The sequence below is a fragment of the Kordiimonas aquimaris genome (genome assembly GCF_025574485.1).
In the GTDB taxonomy this organism is placed as follows: domain Bacteria; phylum Pseudomonadota; class Alphaproteobacteria; order Sphingomonadales; family Kordiimonadaceae; genus Kordiimonas; species Kordiimonas aquimaris.
The window spans coordinates 614,276-629,063 of record NZ_JAOBPO010000001.1 but is presented as its reverse complement, the minus strand read 5'-3'; the positions used below and the strand labels follow the sequence as shown (position 1 = coordinate 629,063).

The window sequence follows — 14,788 nt, the reverse complement described above, 5'->3', positions numbered from 1 at the left end:
TTCCATATGGCACCGTCAAAATCAGACAGGCCTCATCTGTATCTAATCGATGGGTCCGGCTATATTTTTCGTGCCTATCATGCAATGGCTTATGGCGGCAAAGGCCGCGCACCAATGACCAGAAGCGATGGCACACCTATTGGGGCAGTGTTCGGCTTTTCGAACATGTTGATGAAGTTACTGCGTGATCTTGAAGACGGTGAACAACCAACACATCTGGCCGTTATCTTTGATGCGCCAGGTAAAACCTTTCGCAATAAGATTTATACCGAATATAAAGCCAACAGACCGCCAGCTCCTGAAGACCTCAGGCCGCAGTTCCCGATTATCAGAGAAGCTGTAGAAGCGTTTGGCTTGCCATCCATTGAAATGGATGGTTATGAAGCTGATGACCTGATCGCAACATATACACGGCACGCCCGCGAGAACGATTGGCAAGTTACCATTGTCAGCTCGGACAAAGACCTGATGCAGCTGGTCGACAACCATACTGATATGTTTGACACCATGAAAAACGTACGCAATTCAGCTGATGGGGTCATGGCAAAGTTCGGTGTTGGGCCTGACAAAGTCATTGATGTGCAATCTCTTGCGGGGGATAGCGTTGACAATGTCCCCGGTGTGCCTGGCATTGGTATCAAAACGGCAGCACAGCTGATTAATGAGTACGGTGATCTTGACAGTTTGCTTGCGCGTGCAACGGAAATCAAACAGCCAAAACGCCGTGAGAGTCTAATAGAATATGCAGAGCAAGCGCGTATCAGCCGCCAGTTGGTTACACTTGATCAGCATATTGATGTTGCACACACAATCGATGGATTTGCGTTAACTGCCCCCGACCCAGAGCCTCTGTTAAAGTTCTTTGACGCACAGGATTTTCGCTCACTCCAAGTAAAGGCCCGTCAAGCATGGGGCGGCGACCTACCAGCAGACACACTCAGCGAGACAGTCGAAAGCGCTGAGAAAAATTACGAGTGTGTGACTGACATTGCAGCGTTGAACAAATGGATCAACGCGTCATATGCAGCAGGTGTCATTGCTGTTGATACCGAAACAACCGGCCTTGATGCCAGTGCTGCTGACCTTGTCGGCATTTCAATTGCAACGGCGCCGGGGCAAGCTTGCTACATCCCTGTTGGGCACGGCGGTGCCGGTGGTGATTTGCTTTCCGAAAAACCGGACCAGCTAGAAAAAGCAGTCGTGATTGAAGCTCTACAAGGTTTATTCACTGACCCGGCGGTTCTTAAAGTTGGGCAAAACCTTAAATACGATATCTCTATTTTAGCGCGCGCTGGAATCGATCTCACGCCCATTGATGACACCATGCTGATGTCCTACACGCTGGAGGCAGGTCTGCATAATCACGGTATGGATGAACTTGCAGGCATTCATCTGGATATGACACCGATAGCATTTAAAGAGATTGCCGGAACCGGTAAAAACCAGCTAACCTTTGATCAAATCCCGCTCGATAAAGCAACGGAGTATGCAGCCGAAGACGCTGATATCACACTGCGCCTACATATGCTTTTAAAGCCACGCCTAGCGGCAGAAAAGGTTGCAACAGTGTATGAAACACTTGAGCGTCCTCTTTCTGCTGTGCTGTCACAAATGGAGCGCGAAGGCATTAGGGTTGACGTTGGCACGCTAACACGCCTCTCAAATGAATTTGCTGAAGGCATTAGCCGCCTTGACAAAGAGATTCAGGATCTTGTTGGTCGTCCGTTTAATGTTAATTCACCCAAACAACTCGGTGAAGTCTTGTTTGATGACATGGGCCTGCCTGGTGGTAAGAAGTCTGCTAAAACAGGCGCGTGGCAAACCAATGTTGATGTGCTTGAGAAACTGGCAGCGGAAGGCCATACAATACCTCAAAAGGTCATGCAGTACCGCCAGTTTTCCAAGCTTAAGAGCACATATACAGACAGCTTGGTCGCTCAGGTAAACCCAGCAACAAAGCGCGTGCACACCAGCTACCACATGGCATCCACCACAACCGGGCGCCTGTCATCCAATGATCCGAACCTGCAGAACATTCCTATCCGAACGGAGGAAGGCCGCAAGATAAGGCGTGCCTTTGTACCAGAAGATGGCAATATACTGATTGCAGCTGACTACAGCCAGATTGAACTACGCATCCTTGCACATATTGCAGATATCGGCGCTCTTAAAGACGCATTTGCGAACGGCACAGACATTCATGCCATGACAGCGTCCGAGGTGTTCGGCGTCCCCGTAGAGGGAATGGACCCGATGGTACGCCGGCAAGCCAAAGCAATTAACTTTGGCATTATTTACGGCATTTCCGCTTTTGGTCTGGCACGACAATTAGGTATCAGCCGCAAGGATGCGCAGGGGTATATTGATGCTTATTTCGAACGCTTCCCGGGCATTAGGGCTTACATGGATAAGACGATCGCGTTTGGTAAAGAACACGGATACGTGGAAACACTATTTGGTCGCAAATGTCATATCCGCGCATTGGTAGAGAAAAATCCTATGCAGCGTGGGTTTGGAGAGCGAGCCGCCATTAATGCGCCCATTCAAGGTACTGCTGCCGATATTATTCGCCGTGCCATGATACGTGTTCCGGCAGCATTAAGACAAAATGGCCTAGATGACCTGCGTATGCTGCTACAAGTACATGATGAACTGGTGTTTGAATGTCCGATTGGATGTGAAAGTGATGCGATCCCGGTTATTCAGCAAGTGATGGCTGACGCTGCCTCACCAGCACTAGATCTATCTGTACCGCTTGTTGTTGATTGTGGCACTGGTGCGAACTGGGACGAAGCACACTAGTGCTGCAGTTCGTCTAAAATACTCTCAAAGATCGTGGTCAGGGAATTTATCGAATGCTGATACGGGATAGTGTCTAGCAGTTTTTTTACGCTGTTATCCCAACCCACTTGAGCATGGAGGCGATCAGCAGTAAGGCCATCCATAGCCCTGTAGGCCATCGACCATGACGGAAATTGACGCTGCGTTATAGAACCACGAGCCAAGGCTATAACCGCACTATGCCGATCATCTAAAACGATACTACGCATCCTTTGGTCAAGATTTCGAGGATTACCCTCAAGAAGCTGAACAAAGAGGGTGCCTGTGAAAATAAGTGCGCCGGTCAGTTGATCAGCAAAATTATTACGCTTTGCCACTTCTAGGATGTCCTCAACATCCGAATCACTAATCTCTGGGTTGGCGGCGCTGACATAGACCAAAGCTTCAAGCATCACATAAACTTTCGGTTGCTGAAACGCCTACAGATTCCAGCGCACAGTTTTGTTCTCCCCCAACAGTGCTTTGTAATTGATGAATTTACAGTACAACTATTAAAAAAGGGTGACCAAAGCCACCCTTTTCCAATTTTTATATCGATTTGATTTAGAAATCGTAGGTTAAAGATACACCCCATAGACGCGGCGTATTTACATAACCATTAACCGTGCCTGCCTGAATAACACCCGGGAATGCACTCAGGAAATACTCATCATTGAAGAGGTTACGTGCGTAAATTTGAACGCCCCAACCATTTTCAAATGATACGCCTGCGCTGGCATTAAACGTATTCACTTCGCGGTTAACACCAGGAATATTATCAACCACCTGCACATCGCTTTCATGCAAATAGTCCGCACGGATAAAGCCAAGGGTACCTTCACCAAAGTCATGGTTGTAAGTCGCAGATGTCGTAATACTGAATTCGTGAATACCAGCAGGCCTCGCACCAGACAAGTCACCACCAGGACCGTTAACAAACGAGTCAAACACCGGATCCAGGTATGTACCAGCAAATGTCAGCGTTAACTCATCAATCGGCGTCCAAGTTGTATCAACTTCAACACCTTTTGTGGACTGTTTACCAGCATTCACAAGACTAAAGCCTGTACCCGTGAAGATATTTGACTGGAAACCATCAATGCTCTGATCAAAGACGGCCAAGTTAAATGCACCACGAGGGAATCTAGCTTTTAAGCCAAGCTCAAATACCTTTGATTCTTCAGGTCCAGCAAACAATGTACCGAATGCCTGGTTGGTCAGTGTTAAACCAGCCGACTCGAGTGCAGCCCGATTAGCAGCAAAAGGCCGTGCATCACGTGACAGGTTCCAAGACGTCGATTTATAACCTGTTCCATAACTCACATAGAGGTTTAGATTATCGTTTGCTTCAAATGACAAACGTGCTGTGTATGTCAGCTTATCATCAGATGAGCGCCCATCCTGAACGGAGTTCGGGAATGCAAGGAATTGTGGTTGGAACTGCAGTGCCTGCAAGCCAGTTATTGATGCGTTAACGCCGTTCTGGATTGCCGCAGTAGTTCCCGGTGCACCTGCTTCAACAGCTGCAATATTAGCAGGTGTTGGCGCAAGACCAGTCGCGCCTGTGAAAGCTTGACCAAAGAAAGCTTGCGGAATAAGCCCACCATTAACGTTGAACAAGTCAATGTTTGAGAACACATCACCGTTAACTGTGCTGCCGGTAACTCGTTTCTTATCATTGGTATAGTTAATGCCGCCTGTAAACGTCAGGCGATCATTGATATGAAAATCAAGTGTTGCAAACAGTGAGTATGCCTCGTTGTCTTGAGTGAATGTTTCACGCGTGATTGTATCACCATTGAAGAACGAACCCGGCACTGAACCCGAGAGAGCCTCAAGCGTACCAAGAATACCACCAGCCAGTGCGTCAATGTAAGGTCGCGCCGCATCACCGTACTCAAGACCTTGCACCTGCGTTACATCTTCATTGAAGTAGTAACCACCAAGCATCCAATCGACAGTATTATCACCCGTTGATGTTAGGCGAATTTCCTGCGTGTAAGTGTCAATGTTTGCTTCGTTGAAAGCACTATCAAGAATTTCAGCACCCGTATAATCAGGCTCGGTATCGTTTAACGAGTCGTTGCTACGATAAGCTGAAATCGACGTAAGGGTGAAGCCTTCAAAGTCAATATCGGCTTGTAGCGAGATACCACCGTCCTGAACTTCGTTGATAGGGATTTCATTAATTACAGACTCGTAGGCAAACGGATCAGAATCATCCAGAACTGCGCCACCTAACAAGCCAGAGATAACAGCCGCAGTTGGGCCATTGACAATGTTAGTCACGCCACAACATATTTCATCAAGCTCACTATAATCTGCGATCAAACGGAACGTCATGCTCTCGTTTGGCTCCCAAAGGGCCTGCCCGCGAACATTCCAACGATCTCTATCATTAAGGTCAGGGATGCCAGCTTCTAGTGCTTCTGTATAACCATCGCGCTTATTCCAGCCACCAGACAGACTAACGGCAAGAGTTTCAGACAAACCACCTGTCACATACGCCTTAACCAGCTTCTGGTCATAATTACCATACTGCACTTCAATACGGCCTTCTGTATCGAATGAAGGTGCCTCAGTTACAACGCTGATCACACCTGCTGACGCATTTTTACCAAACAGGGTACTTTGCGGTCCGCGCAGAACCTCAACACGCTGTAATCTTGGCAAGTCACCAATAGCAGCGGCAGAGCGGGAACGATAAACACCATCAATGAACACACCAACAGATGGCTCGATACCAGCATTGTTGGCACCGTTACCAAAACCACGGATCACAAAGTTAGTGTTGGTGGACGTTTGCAGCGTTGTTACACGCAGTGATGGCACGACAGATTGTAAGTCCGAGATATCTAACAGGCGCGCTTTCTCAAACGTTTCTGCACCCGTTACCGATACAGCAATAGGTGTTGCTTGCAGTGTTTGCTCACGCTTTGAAGATGTCACGACAATTTCTTCAATTGCGTAACCGTCAGAATCTGCATCCTGCGCTTGCACACCAATACTGCCAATTGCCGTGGCCGTAACTGCGGCAGATGCAAGGAGTTGAGTGCGCAACGAACGTCGCTTCATAGTGGTCATAAAGTCCTCCCCAGACTTGATATAAAAAAACAATACCGCGCTTGAACAACTTCTGAAGTGGCAGGTTCTGGCTAAAACCTATACAGACAGGTATGAATCAAACGCTTATTTTAAGCACTTCCATTAATATCTTCACGTGAGTTTGGGGAAAGGTCAAGTTCTTCGTCAAAAAGAACCCGTCGTGTTTTTACATAGTGTCGCTAATAAACCACACATAAAAACGCAAGAATGAGTATGAAAAACCCATTCTTGCGCAATTTTAGTACTTATTTTAACCCGAATTAGAAGCGGGCAGAAATCCTCGCATAGACACTACGGCCACGCGGATCATGCGTACGGCTTTCAAAACCACCGTTTGTAAATACTTGTGGTGGTGTTTTATCGAAAGCATTGATGACACCAATCTGAAGGCTTGTTCCATCAGCGCCGTCAATTACGCCGCCAAGGTTCAATGTGTATTGTGCATCAACTGTAGTGAAGGCACCAATACGCTGGCCTTGGTTTTCATCATCAGTGAGTGAACTGATATGACGCACATAAAAACGCGCATCATGAACACTATTGGTAAATGCGATACCTGTATTGAAACGTGTTTCCGCTGTTGGGCTACCAAAGTTAGAGAAGTTACGGCTACCTGCGCCTTCAATTTCACCGCCCTGCGGATCATCAATATCGTAGTTGAATACGCGCGTACCTTCAAAGAAAGGCTGAATAATGCCGTAATCTGTATCGATGTTATAGCGCAGGTTCACATCCAGACCATTTGTTGTCACAGATGACGCATTTACGAAATCCACCAGAACGATAAGAATGTTACCAGTATCACCGTTGGCGCGGATCACACGATCACCTTGTGGGTCTGCGTTTACAATTGCCTGGAAGTTTTCCTGAATGATTACGTTACTGAAATCATAGTGCCAGTAATCAATATCCAGTTCCCAACCAGCTGACTGATAAGACGCACCAAAGTTAAGTGCCTTACCTTGCTCAGGACCAATATCCCGACCAGCAGCAGGCAGCGAACGCACTGCGGCAAACGCTGTACCGCCAAGCGGATCAGTAACCTGGTTCAGTGATGTGTTCACGCCAGCTTCCTGGAATACACTTGGTGCACGGAAGCTTGTTGAATAACTACCACGCAGTGACCATTCGTCTGTCGGGCGCCAAAGCAAAGAGAACTTCGGATCAAGCGTATCGCCAATATTTCCTCCATAATCTTCATAGCGAACAGCGGCAGAAAAATCGAGCGTGTCACCAAGTGGCACGAACATTTCTGCAAAAATCGCTTTCGCATCACGGCTTCTAGAAAAGTCCTGCCCGCCAATCAGGAAGGCAAATCCGTCTGCTTCAGAAATAGGATCAAAATCCTGACTGAATGTTTCATCACGGTATTGAACACCAAGCGCTAATCCAATGTCGCCTGCTGTGCCAGAGATAACAGCATCAACAACGGTCAGTTCAGACTTGCTGTCCGTAACCTGCGTACCGATAACGAAATCGAGCACACTCTGACTGTTTGGTATAGTACTAAAGCTGGTGGCAAACGGGTTATAAAACTCACACGGGCCAACACCAGCTGTACCTGTTGATGCATCACAGCCTGCGCCGCCGAACCCACGCAGAGCAGCACTAAAGTTTGCTGTTACTGTATCTTCTGTACGCAGGAGTGCATTGGAAACACCGTGCGTAACAGCAACATCATATGTCCAGTCACCAGACAACGTGCCATCAACACTCGCACTTAAACGAAGTGTGTCACGGTCCGTTGTTTGCGGTGATACGTCACCGCCGTTACCAATGGCGCGACCAAAGAACAGAACGGGCCCAACAGCTGCCGGAAATATATTCCCCGGATTATTCGTTGGCACAACCGCGCTACTCAGTTGCAAGAATGGGAAAGTTGGAGAGTTACCGCGCTCAACCGTTTGGTCAGCATATGATACCTCAGCACGGAAAACATGATCCCCGCCAAGCTCCTGCGTTATCACACCGAAGGCTTGAATGCGCTCTTCGTCAGGCACTAAGTTGAAGAAATCACCAAAGTCAAAACGGCAAAAACCAGCAGTAAATGGCAGACCCGCATTGTCCAGCGTTGTTTGTGCACCGCCACCAATTGGCGTAGAGAAACCACCTTGCGCATCACAACCTGTTGGATCGATAACAGGAAGAGCGCCAAAAAGGAAGAAAGCGCCCGGATTACCAAGTGATGATGTATCATCTTGTCCGCGGCGGCTCAGGCGGCGCTCCGCTGTTGTAAGTGGTGTGCGGTTAAAATAGCTACCAGCAACCATTATGTTTGTGGTTTCACCGGCCCAACCAAACTTACCTTCAATCAGTGTATCAGACTGCGAGCCCTGATCTGTCAGCGTTTGGTATTTTGCGTTAACTTCAAATCCTTCAAAAGTGTCGTCTGTGATAAAATTAACCACACCGGCAACAGCGTCCGTACCATAAATGGCAGCAGCACCATCTTTTACGATTTCAATTCGCTGCGTAGCAATTTGTGGAACAAGTGCACTGGTATCAACAAAGGCGATACCATCGTTTGTTACGTTAGCGCTGGTTACCTGACGGCGACCGTTCATAAGAACAAGTGTTGACGACACGCCGAGACCACGCAGGTTAAAGTTTGATGTACCTGTTGTAGAACCCTGCGTAAAAGCGTCAGGATTATTTTGCGCGCCATTATTGATGGTTAATGTCTGCACCAGGTCGGCAACTGTGCTGGCACCAATTTCGCTTAAATTGTTTGCACCAATAACTGATATTGGTGACGGGCTGCTACTCTGCGTTTTACCTTTAATGTATGAACCCGTAACAACAACTTCCTCAATCTCAGCATTACTATCAGTTTGCGCTATTGCAGCAGAACTGATCGCCATTGTCAGGCAACCTGCCGTAAGTGCCGTTGCATATTTTAAGTATCCATGTCGCATTTTGCTCTCCCGATCGGATATTATTCATGTTCTTCCCGCAATCATTGGACATGTGAGGAGGGGTTATCGTCAAGTACAATATGAGCAATCAGGACCGGATAGGACAATCTGTTACAAAACCGCAACATATATGAAATGCGTGATACAGTATGCATATTGGTATGTATAAAATCAGCCGCCCGGTTTTATTTGTGCATGTTTCACATATACTTTTGCTTTGCCGTCACCAACGCGGTGATTAAGATATGGCATTAGAAATGCTGTAACAATGTCAGGATCAATTGGGCGATTTACATTAAATCTTTGCCGCGACAACGCAGTTAACCCATTGAGAAAATCCGAGCGGATTTGGGGCAATCGTTGGCGGATCATTTCCGAATCTCGCTGATTTTCTACTACAATTGTCAATGTAAGTGAAACTTTTCCCCTCAATCTCCCACGCTGGATTAAAGAGAAATCATAAGGCGCCATCTCAATAGCAAGCTTGCCCTCTTCCGGTAATGTCGCCGGCTCCTCTGCGTATAATTCTGAAGACACTCCAAATACAGCCGAAGTACATATGAGAAAAGCTGCAAATATAGAAAAGCACTTATTTTTGACGGTCGTGGAATACATTTCTAACGTGCCTCTCTCATTCAGAATCGCCGGGTTCGTCGATTATTGGCTAAGCGTAACCATCAGGCGTTAAAAAAATGTCACCAACATGTATTTCGCAATATTCAGGGCCTTTAGATGTGTTGCAATTATATACAAATGTTGCATTTTGCGTCACACTATTTTATCGCAAGTTGCGACATTATTGCAAAAACAAATATAAACTCTCTCGTTAAAACAACCAACATATTGATATATATATGTAATATTAAATGAACCAAAGTTGGCATGCCAATTGTAACTTATTAAGCACCTCTCGAGCAGGGGGGCGGGAGCGGGTTTAATTTACTCGACCCCCAATCGTGCACCTTCTCCCGCGTACTCTGCTCTCTTCATCATTATTTGCTAAAAAATAATAAGCAGCTGTAAAGCTTGTGCACTAGACACAGCGGTACACTGGCCAGCAATACGGCATTACTGCGATAATAATAAATTATGCGAACAAACTAAGAGTTGATGAGCTGGCACCACTTTGCAACCTGGCAAGGCCACTTTGGAAGTTAGCAATTTGCGCGGCCACCCGGGGCGGCACAGGGCCTTGTGTTGCCGCATTGTCCAAAAGCCGTTGTCTTATAGGGTTAAACGTAAGGGACCGGAAAGCACGCTGCGTTGTACCAATTGCATTATCAAGAAGACCAAGGACGAACCTTGCTGTTGCGCGGTCTCTAACATTCAGCGCACCCTCAAGACCCAACCCAAAAACACCTCCAAGATCTTCTTCAGGCGGAATATCTGCAAACTCACCAAGCCCAAAAACCTGATCGCGAGGCAAAAGGCGACCTGCCGACAACCCGATACGCTCGAGCAAATCAGACCCCTCGGCTCCAGGTATAAGATCAATAGGCACACCGTCATCAACTGTGCCAATCTGCAATCGATCACCTTCTGAGGTGCGTGATACGTCTACTTCCACGCGTCCAAATCCGGCAACACGAATTTGACGGGCGATGTCGTTAAAATCATCACCCTCATCCAATTCAATACGAATACGTCGTCCATCATCGATAGACAGGAAGAAATGATCTCCGACACGGGCCGTTGTCTGCGTTTCCAGATCAAGCGTTTGGTCACCATTAACAAGCCCCGCAGGCAAGCCCAACGTCTCAAGCACTGAATCGCCCTGACTTGTAAAAGCAATACCACCGACATTTGTATTGGCAAACTGCGCACCAAATTGTTCTGTGTTTTCAACAACACCCGTTGTGCCGTTTATGCGCGCCACAAAACCATCTGTTGGCCCAGCTTCGGTTTCACCTGAAAGACCACCACCTGTTGAACCCGCAACAAAAACGCTGCCGCCCTGAACGGTTAAATCATTAATTCTGTCAGTTGAAGACGTTGACACATACGTAGTAAAATCTGCATTCAACACAGATGTGCCCGAAAAACTCAACCCGGTCACAAAACCTTCTATACCGCCCGCGGCACTACCATTGATTGTTGCTGCACCCAATGCATCAAGTGCTGCATTTGTGGTAACTCCGGCAATAAACACTTGATTGTTTGCTGTATCAATAGCGATGCTTTCAATAGCGCCAGCTGACCCAAGATCGCCAAGGGATACAGAGGCTGTCTGGCTTGTCAGGCCCGAACCGGACACGCGCACAACAGATGCATTATCTTGCTGTTCAACAGCAATGATCAGGTCATCGTTCCCGTCAACGACAATGCCCTGGATCACTTCATTGTCCGATGTTCCAAAAACATTGGAATCAAGAAGTGCCCCGTCAGTGCCATTTAGTTTTAAAATCAAGGCGTCATTACCACCGGAAAACCCTGATGTTGCACTGATGGCTGACGAGGTTGACCCACCAACAAAAATATCATCATTACTGTCAATCGCGATCGAGTTCGCAGATGTCCGCCCAAAGGTATCCAGCTGATACCGGAAAACCTCATCACCCAGCTGATTATATTTAACCACAAAAGCATCCGAACTGCTTTCAACAACATCACTGTTGGATAAAGCGCCTTCAGTTGCACCAGCGATAATAACATTGTCCTGGCTGTCGACTTTAATATCAAAGGCTTCAGCAGATGACCCAGCCCCAAGAAGGCGGGAGAAAATAACATTGCCTTGCGTATCCAGTTTAGTCAGAAACACATCCTGCTCACTGGCAACATTCAACTGCAGGCCAAAACTTCCTGTAGATGTACCAACCACATAAATGCCACCCTGGCTATCTGTCGCCACACGGGTGCCAAATGTATCTGCATTTACTCGGTCTTCATCATTCACATTGGTGATAGACGCTGTATTATCAACCACTGTGCTCTCAGTTGTTGATGTACTATTTTCTGTCACTTCCGCTAGAGAATCTGCTAAAAACTGGTCGCGCCGCGCGGCAATGGCAGGATCAAGGTCATCATCCTCTTCTTCTGCCACCAACAATTGTACTGCCGTTTCCTCATAGTCAATCGCCGCGAAAGACGTGGTATCATCAAGGGCTATTTCGCCAGATATATTATTAAACTCGCTTAGCCGGCTTGTAACCGCAATACCATCATCAAGCTGCTCAAAAGACGAAACCGTGTATAGCGTTGGTTCCGCAGCAGCGGCAGACAGCGAGACTTTCTCGAGGAGCGTGCCATCAACCTGAAGACCAAAACGGCCTGTATCAACGTCGCGCTGGACACTAAAACGCGTTAAATGTCTCGCAACTGCTTCGCCTTCATCATTCAGGTCTGTCAAAGCTTCGATCTGGGTATTTATTTCAGCAGCAACATTATTTAAAGTCAGATCACCTGAAATCGCACTTAGATCAACTAAAATATCGTCAGTAACACCGTTCTTTGTGATAGAAACTGTTAAAGTTTCAGTACCCGTTAATTCTTCCAGAATCTGATCGCCACTGCTGGCAACCCCTGAACCGGAAAACCCTGTCGAGTTGCGCCCTGTACGTGTTGTGGCTTCAAACTCTGTCTCTCGCTCACCCAGTTGAATTTCAAGCCGGTTAAGTTCCGCTGAGGATATATAGTCCCGCACTTCAGCAAGGCCGGATTGAAACTGTTCGTCCAACCGGCCAAGCGATGTTTCCGGTGTAGCCTCTTCCGCAGCAAACTCAGCAAGCACACGTAAGTTACTCAGTGCATTAAAAAGTACAAACGTCGCTGTTTGGTCAACATTACCAGCAACATCTTCCAGGGATGGGTCATCCAGATCAACAAAGTTTGTAAGCTCGCGCACTTCTCGAATACGCTGATTAAGCGAGCGTGTGTCTTCAGCACCCTGACCAGGGGCAGTTACCGCTGGTGTCCGATCAAAACTGGAAAACGATGCACGCTGATCCGCGCTTAAGCTATTAACGGCTATACGGGCAAGCTGCGCCTGACTGCTGAGCGCAATAAGTGAGGTATCAATACCGACAATTTGTGGACGAAAACTCTGCTGCCCGGCCGAGCCGAACAATCCACCAGAATTTTGTACACCAAAGAACGCCATTTTTGCTCAGCTTTCTATATTACAGGCCCTGTCATCAACATACCGACTAGGTAAAATTTGCCTATGCGGCAGCAATTACCGATACGAATCACGAATCATCACAAAACGACTCGAAAAACAGGCAATAATTGCCGCCCAATTGCAAAATGGGCCTTAACGTCCTACATCTCTTGCAAACGCCGTGACAAATATGCGGTAACAACGGTATTTATGAACCAACGACGTTAAGGATTATCAAATGACAGCCATATTTTTCTTCATAGACGCATTACTTGGCGCATATGCGTTGGCAATCATCATATCAATCATCATCAGCTGGCTGGTTTCTTTTGGCATCATCAATAGCTACCAACCTTTTGTGCAAGCTGTGTCTCGAACACTGTATGCCATAACGGAACCTGCACTTAGTCGTATCCGTCGGTTTTTACCGGATTTGGGCGGCATCGATATTTCACCGTTGATATTATATTTTGCCGTTTATGCCGTGCGTATTCTGTTGCGTGCCGATATTGCACCGCTTTTCGGCGTTTATGGCTACTAAAGACCCACACCATGAACTACCAGTTGAGCGCGCTGAAGACGGCGTCAAAACACACGTCCACTTAACGCCCAATGCAGCACATACAAAGATTGACCGCATCGACAAAGGTGCTGACCACCACCCGCGACTGCGGTCAACCGTTGTAACACCGCCAGAAAAAGGCAAAGCCAACAAAGCTTTAATTACCTTGCTCGCTAAAAAACTCAGGTTGCCCAAATCCACTATTCAGATTATAGCGGGACACCAATCGCGAGACAAAATCATCTTCATTTCAGGAGAAGCTGACATACTCCTGCCGCGCGTCGAACAAATGATAATGTCTCTAGACTAAAATGTACGGCAACAGGGTATTCATTGTCATATAGGGGGATCAGATGACGGCATCAATTATCGACGGCAAAGCATTTGCGGAAAACATACGCGGTGCTGTCACTCGTGACGTTGCGTCTCTCAAGAACAAACACGACATTCAGCCGGGCCTCGCCGTGGTTATCGTTGGTGATGATCCTGCCAGTCAGGTTTATGTTCGTAACAAGGTCAAGCAAACAGCCGAAGTTGGCATGAACGGTTTTCATTTTCACATGGACGACACTGTTAGTGAGGCTGAACTGATTGCCAAAGTAACAGAGCTAAATAATGACCCTGCGGTGAACGGCATTCTCGTTCAACTTCCTTTACCGGATCACATCAATGAAGCAGCAGTGATTGAAACAATTGCACCCGCGAAAGACGTGGACGGTTTCCATGTTGTAAACTCAGGCCTGCTTGCCACAGGCGGCGGCGGTATGGTGCCCTGCACTCCGCTCGGCTGTTTGTTGATGCTGCAAGACAAGCACGGCGACCTGAGCGGCCTGAAAGCTGTTGTTGTGGGACGCTCAAATATTGTCGGCAAACCCATGGCGCAACTTTTACTCGATGCAAACTGCACAGTTACCATTGCACACAGCAGGACAAAGGATCTGGCAAATGAGGTTGCGGCAGCAGATATTGTCATTGCCGCTGTCGGACGACCAGAAATGATAAAAGGCGACTGGATCAAAAAAGGGGCAACGGTCATTGATGTGGGTATTAACCGCATCCCTGCACCGGAAAAAGGCGAGGGCAAAACACGCCTTGTTGGTGATGTGGCATATGCAGAAGCATCCCGCGTGGCAGGTGCTATAACACCTGTGCCAGGCGGCGTGGGCCCCATGACAATTGCGTGCTTGCTAAAAAATACAGTAACGGCTACATGCAAACAAAATCAGATTGACCCTGAAACGTTAGGATAATGCAGAGTCTGTAGACCTGCACATCCATAGCAGAGCATAA

Annotated in this window: 9 protein-coding genes; 4 read left to right on the top strand and 5 right to left on the bottom strand. The window is 47.4% G+C overall.

All coding sequences use genetic code 11. The features are described from left to right. Window positions 1-6: 6 nt before the first annotated feature. The gene (gene polA, locus OEU88_RS02970) at window positions 7-2,802 is read left to right on the top strand and encodes a DNA polymerase I (RefSeq protein ID WP_262693611.1); all 2,796 of its coding nucleotides are present in this window, start codon (window positions 7-9) and stop codon (window positions 2,800-2,802) included. Here the strand turns inward: polA and OEU88_RS02965 are convergent. From OEU88_RS02965 to OEU88_RS02945, 5 genes are all read right to left on the bottom strand, one after another. Continuing rightward, the gene (locus tag OEU88_RS02965; RefSeq protein WP_262693610.1) at window positions 2,799-3,233 is read right to left on the bottom strand and encodes a BLUF domain-containing protein; all 435 of its coding nucleotides are present in this window, start codon (window positions 3,231-3,233) and stop codon (window positions 2,799-2,801) included. The genes polA and OEU88_RS02965 overlap by 4 nt on opposite strands. Window positions 3,234-3,384: 151 nt before the next feature. Next, complete coding sequence (locus tag OEU88_RS02960) at window positions 3,385-5,904, bottom strand: TonB-dependent receptor (RefSeq protein WP_262693609.1); 2,520 nt, start codon at window positions 5,902-5,904, stop codon at window positions 3,385-3,387. Between the two features lie 281 nt (window positions 5,905-6,185). Beyond that, window positions 6,186-8,840: a TonB-dependent receptor domain-containing protein gene (locus tag OEU88_RS02955; RefSeq protein ID WP_262693608.1), complete on the bottom strand. Its 2,655-nt coding sequence runs from the start codon at window positions 8,838-8,840 to the stop codon at window positions 6,186-6,188. A 171-nt stretch (window positions 8,841-9,011) separates the two neighbouring features. Further along, window positions 9,012-9,377, bottom strand: coding sequence for a conjugal transfer protein TraC (locus OEU88_RS02950; protein ID WP_262693607.1), 366 nt, complete (start codon window positions 9,375-9,377; stop codon window positions 9,012-9,014). A gap of 550 nt (window positions 9,378-9,927) precedes the next feature. Continuing rightward, window positions 9,928-12,936, bottom strand: a complete 3,009-nt coding sequence (locus OEU88_RS02945) for an SBBP repeat-containing protein (RefSeq protein WP_262693606.1) — start codon at window positions 12,934-12,936, stop codon at window positions 9,928-9,930. Between the two features lie 238 nt (window positions 12,937-13,174). Here OEU88_RS02945 and OEU88_RS02940 point away from each other — a divergent pair, with 238 nt between their 5' ends. The 3 genes from OEU88_RS02940 to folD are packed head-to-tail and all read left to right on the top strand — an operon-like array spanning window position 13,175 to window position 14,748. After that, window positions 13,175-13,477 carry a YggT family protein gene (locus tag OEU88_RS02940; RefSeq protein WP_262693605.1) on the top strand — a complete coding sequence of 101 codons (303 nt, stop codon included), beginning with the start codon at window positions 13,175-13,177 and terminating at the stop codon, window positions 13,475-13,477. Continuing rightward, window positions 13,467-13,808 carry a DUF167 domain-containing protein gene (locus OEU88_RS02935; protein ID WP_262693604.1) on the top strand — a complete coding sequence of 114 codons (342 nt, stop codon included), beginning with the start codon at window positions 13,467-13,469 and terminating at the stop codon, window positions 13,806-13,808. The genes OEU88_RS02940 and OEU88_RS02935 overlap by 11 nt, the downstream gene beginning before the upstream one ends. 43 nt (window positions 13,809-13,851) lie before the next feature. Further along, entirely contained in the window at window positions 13,852-14,748 is an 897-nt protein-coding gene (folD, locus tag OEU88_RS02930; RefSeq protein ID WP_262693603.1) for a bifunctional methylenetetrahydrofolate dehydrogenase/methenyltetrahydrofolate cyclohydrolase FolD, read from the top strand. The last annotated feature ends 40 nt before the right edge of the window (window positions 14,749-14,788 follow it).

What these genes read in the sequence shown, in the direction of transcription:
- polA (WP_262693611.1), top strand. Translation starts at nt 7, where the DNA reads ATGGCACCGTCAAAATCAGACAGGCCTCATCTGTATCTAATCGATGGG.
- OEU88_RS02965 (WP_262693610.1), bottom strand. Translation starts at nt 3,233, where the DNA reads ATGCTTGAAGCTTTGGTCTATGTCAGCGCCGCCAACCCAGAGATTAGT.
- OEU88_RS02960 (WP_262693609.1), bottom strand. Translation starts at nt 5,904, where the DNA reads ATGACCACTATGAAGCGACGTTCGTTGCGCACTCAACTCCTTGCATCT.
- OEU88_RS02955 (WP_262693608.1), bottom strand. Translation starts at nt 8,840, where the DNA reads ATGCGACATGGATACTTAAAATATGCAACGGCACTTACGGCAGGTTGC.
- OEU88_RS02945 (WP_262693606.1), bottom strand. Translation starts at nt 12,936, where the DNA reads ATGGCGTTCTTTGGTGTACAAAATTCTGGTGGATTGTTCGGCTCGGCC.
- OEU88_RS02940 (WP_262693605.1), top strand. Translation starts at nt 13,175, where the DNA reads ATGACAGCCATATTTTTCTTCATAGACGCATTACTTGGCGCATATGCG.
- OEU88_RS02935 (WP_262693604.1), top strand. Translation starts at nt 13,467, where the DNA reads ATGGCTACTAAAGACCCACACCATGAACTACCAGTTGAGCGCGCTGAA.
- folD (WP_262693603.1), top strand. Translation starts at nt 13,852, where the DNA reads ATGACGGCATCAATTATCGACGGCAAAGCATTTGCGGAAAACATACGC.